Genomic DNA, 16,145 nt, shown 5'->3' on the forward strand with positions numbered 1-16,145 from the left:
GCGCGGGGCCGACGAACGCCGAAAGAACGGAAAGAAGCGAAAAAACCAGATGAGCGGCCTTGCCCGCGCACCTGGCGGCCTCCGTCGCGGCACAGCGCGGGCCGGAAGCGCCTCCTGGGCCGGAAGCTTCGCGGGCCGCTCACAGCCGCGGGCGCGGCGCGTCGTCGAGCAAGGCGGCGACTTCCTCCCCCGCCTCGGTGCGGCCCAGGCTGCGCGGCGCGAGCCCTTCGAGGACCTGGGCGAGGTCGCACGGCAGCGCGTCCTTGAAGTCCAGCTCTTCTCCGGTCAGAGGGTGCGTGAAGGAGAGCCTGAACGAGTGGAGGAACTGCCGCTTGAGGCCGAGGCTTGCAGAAGGGTCCTTCGGAGCGTGCGCGACGTACACGAGATCGCCCACGAGCGGGTGGCGCGCGTACTGCATGTGGACGCGGATCTGGTGCGTGCGCCCCGTGAACAGCTTGCAGTCCACGAGCGTGTAGCCGTCGTCGCGCGCGCCGTGCTCGAAGCGCTCGAGCACGCGGAACGTGGTGACGGCCTCGCGGGCCGAGGGGGCGTCGCGCACGGCCATGCGCGTGCGGTCGTGCGCGCTGCGCGCGATGGGGGCGTCGACCATGCCCGTGTCATGCGCGACGACGCCGTGCACGAGCGCGAGATAGCGCCTGTCCACCGCGCGGTCGCGGATATCGGCCATGAGGGCGTAGCCGGTCGCGTCGTCCTTCGCGGCCAGCATGAGGCCCGTCGTGTCGCGGTCGAGGCGGTGCACGATGCCGAGGCGGTCATCCTCGCCCTGCACGTTGCACAGGTGGTCGGCTCCGCAGCGGTGCACGAGCGCGTTCACGAGCGTGCCGTCGCAGTGGTCGGCAGAGGGGTGGCACACGAGCCCCGCCTGCTTCGACAGCACGATGAGGTGCTCGTCCTCGAAGCGGACGTCCAGGTCGATGGGCTGGCCGGCCACGGGGCCGCGGGCGGGTTCGTCAGGCACCTCGTAGACGATCGTGTCGCCCGCGGACACGGCGTGCCGTTTCGTCACGGTTGCGCCGTTTACGCACACGGCGCCCTCCTCCACGGCGCGCGCGGCGGCGCTGCGGCTCGGGTAGAGGCCGCGGGCGGCCAGAAGCGCGTCGAGGCGCTGCCCCGCGTCGTCGGCGCGGACGGTATGGGAGAGCAAGCGCGTCATCGGGGGCCGGCCCCTTCGCCATCTGTCGGAGCCGCCGCATCGAGGGCGCGGTCCTCACGGCGCCATGCGAGCGCCATGCCCGCAAGGAAGATCGCGAACCCGCACGTCACGCCGATGTCGGCCACGTTGAACACGGGGAAGTCGATGAACACGGGCTCGATGAAGTCCACCACGTAGCCGAGCGTGAACCGGTCGAGCGCGTTGCCGAGCCCTCCCGCCACCACGAGCGCGATGCCCGTCGTCTCAAGCGTGTTGGGCCTCTTCGAGAACGCGAAAAGGTAGGCGGTCGCGGCGGCGCACACGGCAAGCGACAGCACGCCGAGCGCGAACGTCGAGTCGCCGAACATGCCCCACGCCATGCCCGTGTTGTGCACGAGGTGGAAGCGCACGAGGCCGAGGATGGGGCCCGTGACGACATCGCCCTCCTGCCAGCCTCCCGACACCCAGCCCTTCGTCGCGACGTCGAGGGCGAACCATGCCGCCGCGACGAGGACGAACAGGATCGCGGAGCGCGCGCGGCCCGGACGGCCCGGACGCGGCTCAAGGCCGCTCGCCGCGACGTCGAGCTCAGCGGAGGGGCCGCGTCCGGGCGCGTTCGTCTGCTCGTCCAAGGGCCTACCCCTCCTCCGAAAACCCGATGGCGTCGAGCGCATCGCCGCAGCGTTCGCAGACGTCCGGATGGTTCGGGTTGCCGCCGAGCGCGCGGAAGTTCCAGCAGCGCGGGCACTTCTCGCCGTCGGCAGAGCGGATGGTCGCGGAAAGCCCCTCGCCTTCGGCGAAGCCCACCCCGGAGACGATGAACAGCTCGGCGAGCGCATCGGTGCCGAACGCCTCGAGCGCCGCGAGCTGGTCGGCGGGCGCTGCGAGGACGACCGCCGCCTCCTGGCTCTTGTTGATCAGCTTCGCGGCGCGTGCGTCCTCGAGGGCCTTGGTCACGACCTCCCGCGCCTCGAGGGCCGGGGCGAACGCGTCGATTTCGGCCTGCGCGTCGACGGGCAGGGCGGGCGCGAAGTCCGCGCGGGAGGGCCAGCCGGCCAGCTGCACGCTGCCCGGCCGTCCGGGCTTGCCGCGCATGGCCTCAGGGTAGTGCTCCCACACCTCGTCGGCGGTGAAGGAGAGCACGGGCGCGAGGATGCGCACGAGCACCTCGAGGATGTTCATGAGCACCGTCTGCACGGCGCGCCGACGCGGGCTGTCCGGCGCTTCGGAGTACAGGCGGTCCTTCGCCACGTCCATGTAGACGGACGACAGGTCGTTCACGAAGTCGTAGGCCGCGCGGTACACCGCGTTGAAACGGCAGGCGTCGTAGGCGGCTTCGACCTCGACGAGCAGCGCGTAGGTCTTCGCCATCATGGCGCGGTCGATGGGCTCGAGGTCGTCCCACGACTTCGCGATCAGTTCGTCGGAGAAGTCGTCCAAGCTGCCCAGCAGGAAGCGGAACGTGTTGCGGAAGCGCCGGTAGGCGTCCGACACCTGCTTCAAGATTCCGTCGGAGATGCTCACGTCCTGCGAGTAGTCCACGCTCGCCACCCACAGGCGCAGCACATCGGCTCCGTAGGTGTTCGCCACCTCGGCCGGGTCCACGCCGTTGCCGAGCGACTTCGACATCTTGCGCCCCTGCTCGTCAACCGTGAAGCCGCAGTGCATGACGGACTTGTACGGCGGCACGCCGTAGGCGCCCATGCTCGTGAGCAAAGACGATTGGAACCAGCCGCGGTGCTGGTCGGAGCCTTCCAGGTACATATCGGCCGGGAAGCGCAGGCCCTCGCCCTCGCGATGCTTCAGCACGGAGGTGTGCGACACGCCGCTCTCCCACCACACGTCGAGGATGTCCTTCTCGGGCACGAGCTCGGATGAGCCGCAGGTCTCGCACTTCACGCCGCGCGGCAGGTACTCGGACGGCTCGTGCGTGAACCACGCGTCGGCGCCCTCGCGGTAGAACAGGTCGATCACCGCGTCGAACGTCTCGGCGGTGGCCACCGTGTTGCCGCACTTGGCGCACTTGAACACGGGGATGGGCACGCCCCACGAGCGCTGGCGCGAGATGCACCAGTCGGGACGGTCGGCCACCATGCTTCCGATGCGGTTTTTCGCCCACGCGGGAATCCACTCCACCTCGCCCTCGATGGCGTTCAGCGCCCTCTCGCGCAGGGAGTTCTTGTCCATGGACACGAACCACTGGTCGGTGGCGCGGAAGATGACCGGCTCGTGGCAACGCCAGCAGTGCGGGTAGCTGTGCAGGATCTTCTTCTCGGCCACGAGCGTGCCGCGCTCGCGCAGCCACTCGATGATGACCGGGTTCGCCTCGTCCACGTCGAGGCCCGCGAAGGGGCCCGCCTCGTCGGTGAGCACGCCGTTGTCGTCCACCGGCATGAGCAGCGGCACGTCGAACTCGAGGGCGACGAGGTAGTCGTCCTGGCCGTGTCCGGGAGCCGTGTGCACCGCGCCCGTGCCCGAGTCGAGCGTGACGTGGTCGCCGTAGATGACGGTGCCCTTGAGGTCCTGCCTGACGGGGCACGTGTAGGTGAGGCCCGTGAGCTCGCGGCCCTTGAGCGCGACGGGCTCGCCGTCCTCGCCGCGCACAAGCTCGTAGGACTGCCAGCCCGCGATCTCGGCTACCTGCTCCACGAGCTCCCGGGCGAAGATCATGTTCGCGCCGTCGGCCGCCACCATGACGTAGTCGGCGTCGGGGGCCAGCGACACGGCCGTGTTCGCCGGCAGCGTCCAGGGCGTGGTGGTCCAGATGAGCACGTAGGCGTCGCCGGTCGCGCCCGCGGCTTCGAACACGCCGGGCATCGCGTCGAGCTTGAAGCGCACGAAGATGGACGGCGACTCCTCGTCCGAGTACTCGATCTCGGCCTCGGCGAGCGCGGTGTGGCAGCGCTTGCACCAGTGGATGGGCTTGCGGCCGCGGTACACCGAGCCGTCGAGGTACATCTGCTTGAACACCTCGACGTTGCCCGCCTCGTAGTTCGGGGTGAACGTGAGGTACGGATGCTCCCAGTCGGCGTTCACGCCGAGGCGCTTGAAGCCCTCGCGCTGCACGTCGACGTACTTCTCGGCCCATTCGCGGCAGAGGCGGCGCAGCGTGGGCTGGTCGATCTTCGCCATCTTGTCGGGGCCGAGCGTCTTCTCCACCATGTGCTCGATGGGCTGGCCGTGGCAGTCCCAGCCGGGCACGTACGGCGTGAAGAAGCCGCGCTGCGCATGGGACTTGTTGACGAAGTCCTTGAGGATCTTGTTGAAGGCGTGCCCGATGTGGATGGGGCCGTTCGCGTACGGCGGGCCGTCGTGCAGGATGTGCGGTTTGCCGTCCTTGTTCTTCTCGAGCACTCGCTCGTAGATATGCTCTTCCTCCCATTTGGCCAGCCGCTTCGGCTCGTTCTCGGGCAGGTTCGCCCGCATCGCGAAGTCGGTTCTGGGGAGGTTCATCGTGTTCTTGTACGTGTTGCCCACTGGGATGTGCCTTTCCTCGTGCCTGAGCGCTCCGACGCTCGGCGCCGCCCGCGCCGAGGCGCGGGCGGCATGCCGTTCGTCAAACTTGGACAGTATAGGGAAAAACGCCTTCCGATTCCACCGCAAAGGCGCATGCGGCGCAAGAAAACCGCAGGGAGGGTGCGAGGGGGAGTGCTCAAGCCGCAGCGTACGCGCTTGCGGCGCAGGGCTGCGTTCGCAAAGGTCCGAAGCGCGGTTCCCTACCCCGCTCTCGGCGGTTTCACATGGGGGACGAGCGGCAGGAACCGAGCGACGAAGTCATCTTGAAAACTGCGGCACGTATCGAGGAGCCATCCAGGCTCCTCGTCGTATTTGGAAAGCCCGCGATAATAGTACGCCTTCATGTCGTCGCGCACGACGAAGGGGACGATGTCGTTCGCCAGGCACTCTCGGAACATGATGATGCGCCCCACGCGTCCGTTGCCATCCTGGAAGGGATGGATCCGCTCGAATCGGTGATGGAGGCCGATGACGGCCTCGAACGTCTTGCGTGTTTCGGCGTACGAGCTGAGCAGGTCGTCCATGCAGACGGCAACTTTCTCGGGCTCGACGGTGAGCATGCCCCCCACCTCGTTCGGAAGGGTTTTGAATGCGCCCGGCTCGTAGATGCTGTCAGAGAGGGCCTGATCGGTGTTCGCTTTCAAGGTGCGATGAAATCGTTTTACGAGATCGATCGAAAGCGGCTCCTCGGCCGTGTCGAGCACGAGATCGAACAAGCGGAAGTGGTTGGCGGCCTCCCATACGTCGTCGATTCTCGCAGGGCCATCGATCGTGCGCGTTTCGAATATCTGCCGGGTCTGGGCTTCGGTCAGGCGCGACCCTTCGATATGGTTCGAATTGTAGGCAAGCTCGATCTGCGTTTTGTGGTACAGGTTGCCTTCGAGGCCGATCCGCTTCTGCCTGCGGTACTCGTCCAGCAGATCACCCATCGCCCGCGCACCTCGCTTTCGGTCGGCTTCGATTCTTTCCTTGCTGGGGACGGTTTTCGTGATCATTGCGAAAACCGTATATCTTTCATTGTAGCCGAATCGGGGCAATCCTTTGCCGTGCGGGGCCGAACACGCTGGCAACGGGTTGCGCGCGCGGCATGCGTTGTGTGCTATATTTCATCCGGTAAGGAAAAGCGCGGTCGCGCACGTGGAGCGAGAGCCGCGGGAAAGCACGGGAGGCCCCGATGGACTTCGAAATCGTCACCGATTCCAGCAGCAACCTCAAAGAGGAGATGATCGACGAGTTCGGTCTGCACATCCTGCCCCTCACCTTCATGGTGGACGGCGAGCAGTACCAAAGCTACCTCAAAGGCGAGCACACCGACCTCAAACAGTTCTACACGATGATGCACGAGGGCAAGGTGATCACCACCTCGCTGCCGAGCCTCGCCGATTCCGAAGCGCTCATGCGCGGGCTTTTGGAGCAGGGCCGCGACGTGCTGTACCTCGGCTTCTCCAGCGGGCTGTCGGGCACCTACGAGGCCATCGAGCTTTTGACGAAGCAGCTGGCCGCCGAGTTCCCCGACCGCAAGGTGCACGCCGTGGACACGCTCGCGGCCTCGGGCGGGCAGGGACTGCTCGTGTGGCACGCGGTGCAGAGGGCGCGCGCGGGCGCGTCCATCGACGAGGTGCGCGACTGGGTGGAGGCCAACAAGCTGCATCTGGCCCACTGGTTCACGGTGGACGACCTCATGTTCCTGTTCCGCGGCGGGCGCGTGTCGCGCACGAGCGCGTGGGCGGGCACGATGCTCAACATCAAGCCGGTCATGCACGTGGATGACGAAGGCCACCTCATCCCCATGGAGAAGGTCCGCGGCCGCAAGAAGTCGCTCAACGCGCTCGTGGACCACATGGAGAAGACGGGGTGCGCCCCCATCGGCGAGCAGATGGTGTTCATCACCCACGGCGACTGCATCGAGGACGCCGAGTACGTGGCCGAGCAGGTGAAGACCCGCTTCGGCGTGAAGGAAGTCGTCATCAGCTACGTGGACCCCGTCATCGGCGCCCACTCCGGCCCCGGCACGATGGCGCTGTTCTTCCTGGCGAGCGAAAGGTAGGGCGCGCGAGCATGTTGGACGTTTTCGCCGATGTGCTGGCCGACGTCCTCATCCCCGACGGATGGAGGAACCGAGACGGCGAGGTCTACGGGCGGTGGCTCGTCTTGCTCCTGCTCCTCGCCTTCGCCGTCGTCGCCGTTGCGGTGTTCGGGCTGCTTCGCGCTCTGGGAGTTCACTGACCTCCGTCCTCGTGCAAGACGGGGTCACTTGTAGTCGGCGGGGTTCTTGGCGGCGGATCCGGTGGTGTTCCCCTCGCCGCGCAGCTCGCGGCCGAAGCGCACGGCGGTCTCGCCGAAGCGGTCCTTCACGAGGTCGGTGGCCTCGATGAGGCCGCGGCGCTTCCCCTCGTCTGGGATGGACGGCCGCACGTCATCCTCGCTCGGCGCGACCTTCGCGATGTCGAACAGGGCCTCCTGCACGCCCTCGTCCTCCTCGAATCCCGCCATCCCCACGCCGATGAGGCGCACGGGCATGCCGGGCTGCCACAGCTCGTCCATCATGCGGTGCAGAAGCGGCGTGTAGGCCAGCTCGTCGTCGCTAGGCGCCGCCAGCTGGCGCTGCACCGAGCGCACGCTGCGGTCGTCGTAGCGCATCCGCAGGCTGATCGTGCGGCCGCGCAGACCCTTGCGGCGCAGACGGCGCCCCACCTTCGCGGCGATGGTGGCGATGGCCCCCTCCACCTCGTCGCGCGCGGTGAGGTCCACTGCGAACGTCATTTCGTTGGACACCGATTTCACGTCGTCGTCCTGCGCGACCGGCGCGTCGTCGCCGCCGTTCGCGCGCACGTGCATGACGCGGCCGTTCTTGCCGAACGCGCGCAGCAGCATGCCCTCGTCCGCGTCGGCGAGCTCGCCGAGCGTGCGTATGCCGCGCGAGCGCAGCTTCTCTTCGGCCGCAGCGCCGATGCCGCTCATCGTGCGCACGGGCAAAGGTCCGAGGAAGTCGCGCTCCCCTCCGGGGTACACCACGGTGAGGCCGCGCGGCTTGTCCATGTCCGAGGCGATCTTCGCGACGGTCTTGGACGTGCCCACGCCGATGGAGCACGTCACGCCCAGCTCTTCGACGCGTCGCTGAATGCGCCGGGCCACCTCGACAGGGTGCTCGCGGTTCACGGCGGTGGGAGACACGTCGAGGAACGCCTCGTCGATGCTCACCTGCTGCACGTGCGGCGTCTCGGAGCGCAGGATGTCCATGATCTCGTTGGACACCTCGCGGTAGCGGTCGAACCGACCGCGCGTCCAGATGGCGTGGGGGCACAGACGGTATGCGGTGGACGAGGGCATGGCGCTGCGCACCCCGTATGGCCGCGCCTCGTAAGAGGCCGTGGACACCACGCCGCGCTTGTCGGGGTCGCCTCCCACGATGACGGGCTTGCCGCGCCAAGCGGGATGGTCGAGCTGCTCGACGGAGGCGAAGAACGCGTCGAGGTCCACGAGCAGGATGGCCGGGCCCTTCCAAGGCGGAAGCGGCAAGGTGTCCTGCCCGTCGCGCGCAGCGGCGTCCGCGTCGGCGGCTTTGCGTGCGGCACCGCCTTCGGGGCCGACCGGCGCTTCGCTGGCGGTATGTGGGGATTCCCGTCTCATGTCGCGCATAAGTCTAGCACGCCGCGCCCGCGCGCAGCCGACTTGTGCTAGGATATTCATCCCTTGCCCCTTCGGGGCGGGAGGGCGCGACCGCACGACAACAGCCGGCTGGAACGTCTTTCGGGCTTGCGCCGCACGCCCGTCGGCGGCACGCGAAGGACCGTCGAAAGGAGAGACGATGGCGCCGCATCCGACCTGCGCGCAGCCTGGCATGCGCGAGTGCGTGACCGCCCTGCCAAAGCAGCTGCTCTCGCCGCCTTACGAGCTTCGCACGGAGATGAACTGGATCGACTTCTCGGGGACGGCGAACCCCCTCGGCACTCCCCCGTCGTTCATCCGCGCCATGGAGGACGCGCTGGCCGCGGGCGAGCTGAACTACCCGCCCGATCGCGAGGCGCATGCGCTGCGCGGCGCGCTTGCGCGCAAGTTCGGGCTCTCCGCGGACTCCTTCCTCGCCGGGTCGACCGTGGGCGACATGGTGCGCGCCGTCGCGCAGACCTACCAGCCCTGCACCGTGGGCGTGGCTGTGCCGGGTCCGGCAGAGTACGCGCTGGCGGCCGGCAACGCAGGGCATCGCGTGGTGGAGATCGCGGGCCCGGGCGGGTTCGTCGTCCCCGACCCGGCGACCGCCGAGCGCTGCGGCATCCGCTTCGACGCGGCCGTGCTGGCCAATCCGGGCTATCCGACGAGCCGCCTCCTGCCCGAGCCCACCTTGCGCGCCTACTTGGACGCGTGCAGCTGGGTGGTGGTGGACGAGCGCTCCATCGAGCTCACGTTGGGCGGCGAGAGCATGGTGGGCCTCGTGCCCGAGCATCGCAACCTCGTGGTGGTGCGCTCGTTTTGCGAGCCGTTCGCCATGCCGGGCATTCCGGTCAGCTACTGCATCGCGCACCCCGACACCATCGCGCAGATCGCGCGCTTCTACGACAGTTCGGGCGTGCCCATGTTCGCCGAGGTGCTCGGCGAGCTGTCGCTGTCCGAGACGGAGCACCTTGAGCGCACGCGCGAGTTTTTGGACAGCGAGATCCCGTGGTTGCAGTGCATGCTCAACCTCGTTCCGGGCATCGACATCTTCCCTGCCGAGGCGAACTACGTCATGTGCTCGTTCGACGGCGGGCCGGAGCTTTCGCTCGGCGTGCGCAGCGTCGACGAGCTGACGGCGCGGTTGCATCTGGCCGGGTTCATCGTCCGCAGGCTCGACGGCACGCCGGGACTCGAGGACGGGCGCTACTTCTGCGTGGCCGTGCGCACGCGCGAGGACAACGAGAAGCTCATCGCCGCGTTGCGGGAGATCGTGGCGGGCTGCTGAAAAGGCCCCTTTGGCTTCGAGCGCCCTCGCATGCGAGGGCGCGGGTCAATGCGAGCGGGCCGAGCGTATCGGCGCACTGCTTCAGGTGTCCTCGCGCGCAAGGGCGCGGCGGGCTGCGGACGTTCCGGCGAAGGCCCGCCGCGACGCTTCGTTTCGGGCCACCGCCTGAGCGCGACGGCCCTTCCGCATTCCTACTTCACCTCGTAGCCCGCCTCCACGATGGCGGCGGCGAGGACCTGGTCGGGCACATCCTCGCTCATCTTCGCGGTGGCGGTGCCCGCGTCGAGGTCCACGACGGCCTCCTCGACGCCGTCCACCCCCTCGAGGGCCTTCTTCACGTGCGCGACGCAGTGCTGGCACATCATGCCTTCCACGCGCAGGGTCTTCTCCATGGTCGTCTCCTTTCCTCCGGGCGCGTCCGCGCCCGTTTCCTTTCCCGCTTCGGCGGCCTTCTCGATATCTTCGCTCGCCGCGCCGTCCGCAGCGCGCGGCCCTTCGGCGCTTCGCGCCGCGTCCGCTCGCGCCGCGAAGCGCGGCCGCCATCCGCGCAGCCGAAGCGCGTTGGTCACCACGCACACCGAGCTCAGGCTCATGGCCGCCGCGGCGATCATGGGGTTCAGGTTCACGCCCCAGCTTGCGAGCGCGCCGGCGGCCACGGGTATGCACACGGCGTTGTAGACGAGCGCCCAGAACAGGTTCTGCTTGATGGTGCGCATCGTGGCGCGCGAGAGCTGGATGGCGGCGGGCACGTCCATGAGGTCGCTTCTCATGAGCACGACGTCGGCGCTCTCGATGGCGATGTCGGTGCCCGCGCCGATGGCGATGCCGACGTCGGCGCGGGCGAGGGCGGGCGCGTCGTTGATGCCGTCGCCCACCATGGCCACCGCCCCCTTCTCGGCCAGGCGGCGGATCTCGCGCTCCTTGCCTTCGGGAAGCACCCCGGCCACCACCTCGTCGGCCCCCACCTCGCGCTGGATGGCGGCGGCGGTGCGCTCGTTGTCGCCGGTGAGCATGACCGTGCGCACGCCCATGGCGGCAAGCTCGCGCAAGGCGGCGGCGCTCGTGGGCTTCACGGTGTCCGCCACGGCGATGACGCCGAGCACCCGACCGTCCTGCGCGAAGAACAGCGGCGTCTTGCCCTCGTCGGCAAAGCGGCGCGCCGCTTGCGCCAGATCGCCCGCGTCCACGCCGCGCGCCTCCATCATGCGCAGGTTGCCGGCGATGGTGGGCCGGTCGTCCACGAGCGCCTCCACGCCCTCGCCCGGCACCTGCGAGAACCCTTCGACGATGAGCGGGTGCGCGCCGCGGGCGCGGGCGTGCTCGACGACGGCGCGCGCGAGCGGGTGCTCGGACTTCCCTTCGACGGACACGGCGGCCTCGAGCAGGCGCTCCTCGCCGACGCCGGGGGCCGCGACCACGTCGGTCACGCTCGGCGCGCCCTTGGTCACCGTCCCCGTCTTGTCGAGCACGACGGTCTTCACGCTATGCGCGGTCTCAAGCGCCTCGGCGGACTTCACGAGGATGCCGCTTTGCGCCCCGCGCCCGGTGCCCACCATGATGGCCGTGGGCGTGGCCAGCCCGAGCGCGCACGGGCACGAGATGACGAGCACGCTCACCGCATGCGAGAGCGCCGTCTCGAGCGACGAGCCCACGCCGAGCGTCCACACGGCGAACGTGATAAGCGCGACGGCGATGACCGCGGGCACAAACACGCCCGATATGCGGTCGGCGAGCTTCTCCACGGGGGCCTTGGTAGAGGTGGCCTCGTCGACGAGGCGGATGATGCCGGCGAGCGTCGTGTCGTCCCCCACGCGGTCGGCGCGCATGGCGAACCAGCCCGAGCGGTTGACGGTGGCGCCCGTCACCCGGTCTCCCGGACGCTTGTCCACCGGGACGCTCTCGCCGGTCACCACCGATTCGTCCACGGTGCCCGCCCCCTCGATAAGCGTGCCGTCCGCGGGCACGCTCTCGCCGGCGCGCACCGCGAGGATGTCGCCTTCGCGCACTTCGTCGATGCCGATGCGCTCCTCGCGGCCCTCGACGAGGCGGGTCGCCTCCTTGGGAGCGAGGTCCATGAGCTTGGCGATGGCGTCGGTGGTCTTGCCCTTCGCACGCGCTTCGAAGTACTTGCCGAGCGTGATGAGCGTGAGGATCATGGCGGCCGACTCGAAGTAGAGGTCCATGGCGACCGCATGAGCGGCGTGGACGTCGCCCGCGCCGAGCGCGTAGCCTATCTTGTAGAGCGCGTAGACGCCGTAGAGCGTCGACGCCGCCGAGCCGAGCGCGATGAGCGAGTCCATGTTCGGCGCGCCGTGGGCGAGCGTCTTGAAGCCCACGCGGAAGAACTTGAAGTTCACGAAGATCACGGGCAGAAGCAGCAGGAACTGCGTGAGGGCGAAGGGCATGACGTTCGCCTCTCCCAAAAAGAAGCCCGGCAAAGGCCAGCCGAACATGTGGCCCATGGACAGGTAGAACAAGGGCACAGTGAAGGCGGTGGACACGACGAGGCGCGTGCGCACGCGCTTGGCCTCGGCGGCGGCGTCGGCCACGGGGCGCGCCTGGGCGGCCCGCGTCGCGGGCGACGAGGCCGCTCGTTCGGGCCGCGCGAAGGCGCCGTAGCCCGCCTTCTCCACGGCGCGCTCGACGGCCTCCGCGACGCCGGGAGCCTCGTCGAGCTCGGCCTCCATGGTGTTCTTGAGCAGGTTCACGGCCACGTCCCGCACGCCGTCCACTCCGCGCGCGGCCTTCTCGACGCGCGCGGAGCACGCCGCGCACGTCATGCCCGTGATGTCGAACGTTCTCTTCACAACGGTTCCTTTCCGCGCCCCGCCTCGGGCGAGACGTCGTCGATGGGAGGTTTTCGCTCGCGTTCGCTTTCAGGCGCGAGCCCGTTGGTGCCGTGCGGCGCTCGGATCAGCGCGAGAACTTCCGCAGAAGCTGCATGACCTCGTCGACCACCTCGACGTTGCCGCGCTGGATCTGCTCCACGACGCACGTCTCCAGGTGGTCTTGCAGCATGATCTCGGAGACGCGGTGCACGGCGCTTTCGGCTGCCGCGAGCTGCACGAGGACGTCGCCGCAGTAGCGGTTGTCCTCGATCATGCCCTTCACCCCGTTCAGCTGGCCGATGACGCGGTTGAGCCGCTTGTGCAGGTCGTCTTGCAACGCCGCCGAGCGCGGCGTCTCCTTGCGGTGGCAGCAGTCCTGTCGCTCCATGGCGCTCGCCTTCCTTCGCCTCGTGTTCCGTATGCCCCCTTGGGGCATTTCGCTTGTCGCAGCCAGTATATACCCCCTGAGGGCATTGTCAAGCGTCGTTTCGTCAACGGGGAGGGCAAAGCGGCGTCGCGGCGTGCGGGCGCGTGGTACAATGCTGCGCCCGAAGGCGGGCGTCATGGAAAGGAGCGGGACGTGTGCAGGCGTTTCGTCATGGTCGACCGGGACGAGGTCGCCCGTATCGCAGCCGAGGTCGCCCGCGGGTTGGAGGCCCGCAAGGACGCGGTCGTGCGCCTTGGTGCGCTCGATGCGCTCGACGATTTCCGGGAGAGCCTGTCCGCGCCGGCCCCTCGCGAGTTGGCTGCGCACCGCGACGCCTTCCCCTCGTCGGTCGTGGCGCTCATCGCGCCCACGGGCCTCGGGACGCAGCTGGCCGTTGCCGACATGGTTTGGGGATACGAGGTTCCCTGGAAGAAGGGTCCCGTGTTCAACACGCGCATCGAGACGGCGCGGGACAATCCGTCGAGCATGGGGCGCGCCTCGTTCGAACGTCGCCGCTGCCTCGTGCCGGCTTGGCGGTTCTTCGAATCCCATGCGACCGAGATGATGGCGAGCCCGCGCACCGGAAAGCCGATGCGCCGCTCCTACTCCTTCGCGCGCGCAGACGGCGCGCCGCTCATCCTCGCGGGGATCCACGAGGCCGGGCGCTTCTCGCTCGTGACCACCGAGCCTTCCCCGGTCGTCGCGCCGGTGCACAGCCGCATGCCGCTTGCGCTCGACGCGGACGGGGCAGCCTTGTGGCTCGTCGGCGACTTCGCGGCGGCCCTCGGTCGCAGCGCTCCCATCCTCGAGGCCGCGCCGGAAGCGTAGGAGGGTGCGCGGCGCGTCGGAATGTTTCACGTGAAACATTCGTACGTTTCGGCGGCGCGCCCGAAACGCCTCGTGCAAAAGGTCGGAACGCGAGCGACAGGGGCGCTGCCCACGGTGACGCTCGCGGGAGGAAGCGGGCGCTTTTGCGCGCCGGGATGTTTCACGTGAAACATCTGTTCCCATTCCTTTTTCGGCATGCGGTTTCACCGCCATGGCGAGGCCCCAGGCTCGAAGGCCGCACCCCCTCCCTCGCAGCGGGATTCATGGGGCGTTCCGCGAAAGTCCGGGGCGTTTGAGAACCCCCATGGCGCTTGGCGGGGCCTTTCGAGTCCGACGGCTCCCCATCACGGCGGATCCCGGCATGCGCCGAGAAAAGGCGCCCTGTCCGTTCGTGGGCGATAGGGCTCAAAGCCCTCGGCCTCAGCTGCGGGAAAGGTTGCCGGCGAGACGGCGATCGGCTCGAGGGGGCATGTTTCACGTGAAACATCTGTACGTTCCGGCGACGAATGGAGACACTTCGGCGCGGAGGAGCGGAGGACGGTTCTACGTTCCGCGCTCGGAGAGCGCCAGACCGCCGACGGTGAGCAGAACGCCGACGACGACGGACGGCGTGAGCGCTTCGCCGAGCACCGCGCACGAGGCGAGCACGGTGAGCGCGGGCACGAGGTAGATGTAGAGGCTCGCGGTCACCGGGCCGAGCCTTCTCACCGCGAGGTTCCACGTCACGAAGCACAGTGCGCTCGCCCCCAAGCCGAGGAAGGCGAGGTTCCCCCACACTTCGGGCAAGGTCAGCGCCGGCCAGTTTGGCGAGAAGCCGAAGAAGGGCAGCGCGAGCGCCATGAACAGAAGGCCCCAGGCGAAGGTGCGCCGCGTGGCGAGGACGCCGTCCAGGCCGAACGAGGCGATCTTGTCCGTGACGAGGGAGTACACGGCCCAGGTGGCGGCCGCCGCGAGCGCGAGGAGCACGCCCGCGGCCTCGAAGCTCCCTCCTTCGGCGGCCTGTCCCGCGAAGCCCCCTCCTCCGAAGCTCACGAGCGCCACGCCTGCCATGGCCGCGGCGAAGCCCAGAAAGAAGGCCAAGCTCGGGCGCTTCTTCGAGAGCGCTGCCGAGAGCAAGCCCGTGAACAGGGGCGCGGCGGCCACGACCACGCCAACCACGGACGCCGGGGCGAATGTGAGCGCGATGTTCTCCAGAAGGTAGTACAGCGCGATGCCCGTGGCTCCGGCCAGGGCGAACCACTTCTCCTGGGCGCGGCTCGGGAGGCGCAGCCGACGCGGGCGTAGGACGGCGAGCGCGAGAAAGCCCACGGCAAAGCGCGAAAACAGGATCTCCATGGGAGAGAGGTGCACAAGCAGCACCTTCGTGGACACAAACGTCACGGCCCACACGAGCACGGTGACGAGCGCGAGCGCGTGGCCCCTCACGCTCGGCGCCCCTTTTCGACGCTTGCGCGGTAGCGGGCCGGAGTGAGGCCGAAGAGCGCTTTGAACACGCGGGTCATGTGGGCTTGGTCGGAGAAGCCGGACTGCGCGGCCGCCTGAGACGGCGCGAGGCCGTCTGCGATCAGGCGGCGGGCGCGGTTCGCGCGCAGCGCTTGCAGGTAGCGGTGCGGCGTGAGGCCCGTGCGGGCCGAGAACGCGCGCACGAGGTGGCAGCGGGACAGGCCCGCCGCCTCGGCCAGCTCGGAAAGCGCGACCCCTTCAACGCAGCGCTCCTCGAGGAGGGCTCGGGCGCGCTCGACTCCTCCGGGGGCGGCGTTCGCGGCCGCTTTGCCGCATGCGCGGGGGTTCTCGCAGCGCGCAGCGACACGCGCGGCGAGGACGGCCAGGGCCTCCTCCTGGGCGAGCGCGTCGGCGTCGGGGTCGGCCGCGAGCGCACACACGACGTCCACCGCCCGGATGAGCGCCGCGTCACGGACGGCGAAGCGGATCGGGCGAAGCGACCCGGCTTCCCTGCCGAGCGCTCGCGCAAGCTCCACGTCGGGGACGGCCACGCTGCGGTAGGAGAGCGCCTCCCCGTCCACCGGCAGGCATCCGTGGGCCTCGCCGGGAGCGAACAGCACCGCGTCCCCCGGCCCGATGCCGAGCGTCGCGCCGCCGCATGTCGCGCACCGGTGGCCTCGCGCAATGGCGCCGATGGTCCAGAACTCGTGGAAGTGGGCGGGAAAGGGCTGGGCGACGCCCTCGAACGCGATCGTCTCGACGCCGGGGACGGCTTGCAGGGCGAAGGCGCGCCGAACGTCGGCCCCTGCGCAGGGGCCGCTCGAAGCGTCGGTTCCTTTCGCGAGCGCGTCCATTTTCCGTCCTTTCGTCCGAAACGGAAACGATACCACGAAGGCGGGCTTCGCGCTTGAACGAAATTGCGCATGGCGGGCGGCTCGCGGCTATCGAAGGTGCCGCCTCCGGTAAGGGGCTCGCGAAGATCACGGAGATCGGAGCGGGGGGTTCGGGGGG

13 protein-coding genes are annotated in these 16,145 nt (G+C 68.9%); 4 read left to right on the forward strand and 9 right to left on the reverse strand.

Translation table 11 applies throughout. From position 1 onward, the window contains the following. Positions 1-139: 139 nt before the first annotated feature. The 4 genes from C2L80_RS05670 to C2L80_RS05685 form a co-directional block, all read right to left on the reverse strand. Positions 140-1,174: an RluA family pseudouridine synthase gene (locus C2L80_RS05670; RefSeq protein WP_103262823.1), complete on the reverse strand. Its 1,035-nt coding sequence runs from the start codon at positions 1,172-1,174 to the stop codon at positions 140-142. After that, on the reverse strand, positions 1,171-1,785 hold the full coding sequence (gene lspA / locus C2L80_RS05675; RefSeq protein ID WP_239938740.1) for a signal peptidase II: 615 nt from the start codon (positions 1,783-1,785) through the stop codon (positions 1,171-1,173). Before lspA ends, C2L80_RS05670 begins: the two co-directional genes overlap by 4 nt. 4 nt (positions 1,786-1,789) lie before the next feature. After that, positions 1,790-4,630: an isoleucine--tRNA ligase gene (gene ileS / locus C2L80_RS05680; protein ID WP_103262825.1), complete on the reverse strand. Its 2,841-nt coding sequence runs from the start codon at positions 4,628-4,630 to the stop codon at positions 1,790-1,792. A 239-nt stretch (positions 4,631-4,869) separates the two neighbouring features. Next, positions 4,870-5,598: a Fic family protein gene (locus C2L80_RS05685; RefSeq protein WP_103262831.1), complete on the reverse strand. Its 729-nt coding sequence runs from the start codon at positions 5,596-5,598 to the stop codon at positions 4,870-4,872. Between the two features lie 245 nt (positions 5,599-5,843). Between C2L80_RS05685 and C2L80_RS05690 the strand changes: the two genes are divergently transcribed. Continuing rightward, positions 5,844-6,716: a DegV family protein gene (locus tag C2L80_RS05690; RefSeq protein ID WP_103262826.1), complete on the forward strand. Its 873-nt coding sequence runs from the start codon at positions 5,844-5,846 to the stop codon at positions 6,714-6,716. 11 nt (positions 6,717-6,727) lie between these two features. Continuing rightward, a complete protein-coding gene (locus C2L80_RS13840; RefSeq protein ID WP_157941023.1) occupies positions 6,728-6,895 on the forward strand; it encodes a hypothetical protein in 168 nt (55 codons plus the stop codon). 24 nt (positions 6,896-6,919) lie between these two features. Here the strand turns inward: C2L80_RS13840 and dinB are convergent, their stop codons facing one another. Further along, positions 6,920-8,188, reverse strand: a complete 1,269-nt coding sequence (gene dinB, locus C2L80_RS05695) for a DNA polymerase IV (protein ID WP_239938744.1) — start codon at positions 8,186-8,188, stop codon at positions 6,920-6,922. A gap of 289 nt (positions 8,189-8,477) precedes the next feature. Here dinB and C2L80_RS05700 point away from each other — a divergent pair, with 289 nt between their 5' ends. Next, entirely contained in the window at positions 8,478-9,608 is a 1,131-nt protein-coding gene (locus C2L80_RS05700) for a pyridoxal phosphate-dependent aminotransferase (RefSeq protein ID WP_103262827.1), read from the forward strand. A 191-nt stretch (positions 9,609-9,799) separates the two neighbouring features. Here C2L80_RS05700 and C2L80_RS05705 read toward each other — a convergent pair whose 3' ends face one another. Next, positions 9,800-12,415: a heavy metal translocating P-type ATPase gene (locus C2L80_RS05705; protein ID WP_103262828.1), complete on the reverse strand. Its 2,616-nt coding sequence runs from the start codon at positions 12,413-12,415 to the stop codon at positions 9,800-9,802. Positions 12,416-12,521: 106 nt separating this feature from the next. After that, entirely contained in the window at positions 12,522-12,824 is a 303-nt protein-coding gene (locus C2L80_RS05710; RefSeq protein ID WP_171899942.1) for a metal-sensing transcriptional repressor, read from the reverse strand. 192 nt (positions 12,825-13,016) lie between these two features. On the opposite strand from C2L80_RS05710, the gene C2L80_RS05715 reads away from it, so the two are divergent. Further along, the gene (locus tag C2L80_RS05715) at positions 13,017-13,691 is read left to right on the forward strand and encodes an SOS response-associated peptidase family protein (protein WP_103262829.1); all 675 of its coding nucleotides are present in this window, start codon (positions 13,017-13,019) and stop codon (positions 13,689-13,691) included. A gap of 543 nt (positions 13,692-14,234) precedes the next feature. On the opposite strand, the gene C2L80_RS05720 is transcribed toward C2L80_RS05715, so the two are convergent. Both C2L80_RS05720 and C2L80_RS05725 read right to left on the reverse strand, forming a co-directional pair. After that, positions 14,235-15,116, reverse strand: a complete 882-nt coding sequence (locus tag C2L80_RS05720; protein ID WP_103262830.1) for a DMT family transporter — start codon at positions 15,114-15,116, stop codon at positions 14,235-14,237. After that, positions 15,113-15,988 carry an AraC family transcriptional regulator gene (locus tag C2L80_RS05725; RefSeq protein ID WP_087198100.1) on the reverse strand — a complete coding sequence of 292 codons (876 nt, stop codon included), beginning with the start codon at positions 15,986-15,988 and terminating at the stop codon, positions 15,113-15,115. Before C2L80_RS05725 ends, C2L80_RS05720 begins: the two co-directional genes overlap by 4 nt. Positions 15,989-16,145 lie beyond the last annotated feature (157 nt).

Origin of the sequence: Rubneribacter badeniensis (assembly GCF_002899695.1) — a bacterium.
Lineage (GTDB): Bacteria > Actinomycetota > Coriobacteriia > Coriobacteriales > Eggerthellaceae > Rubneribacter > Rubneribacter badeniensis.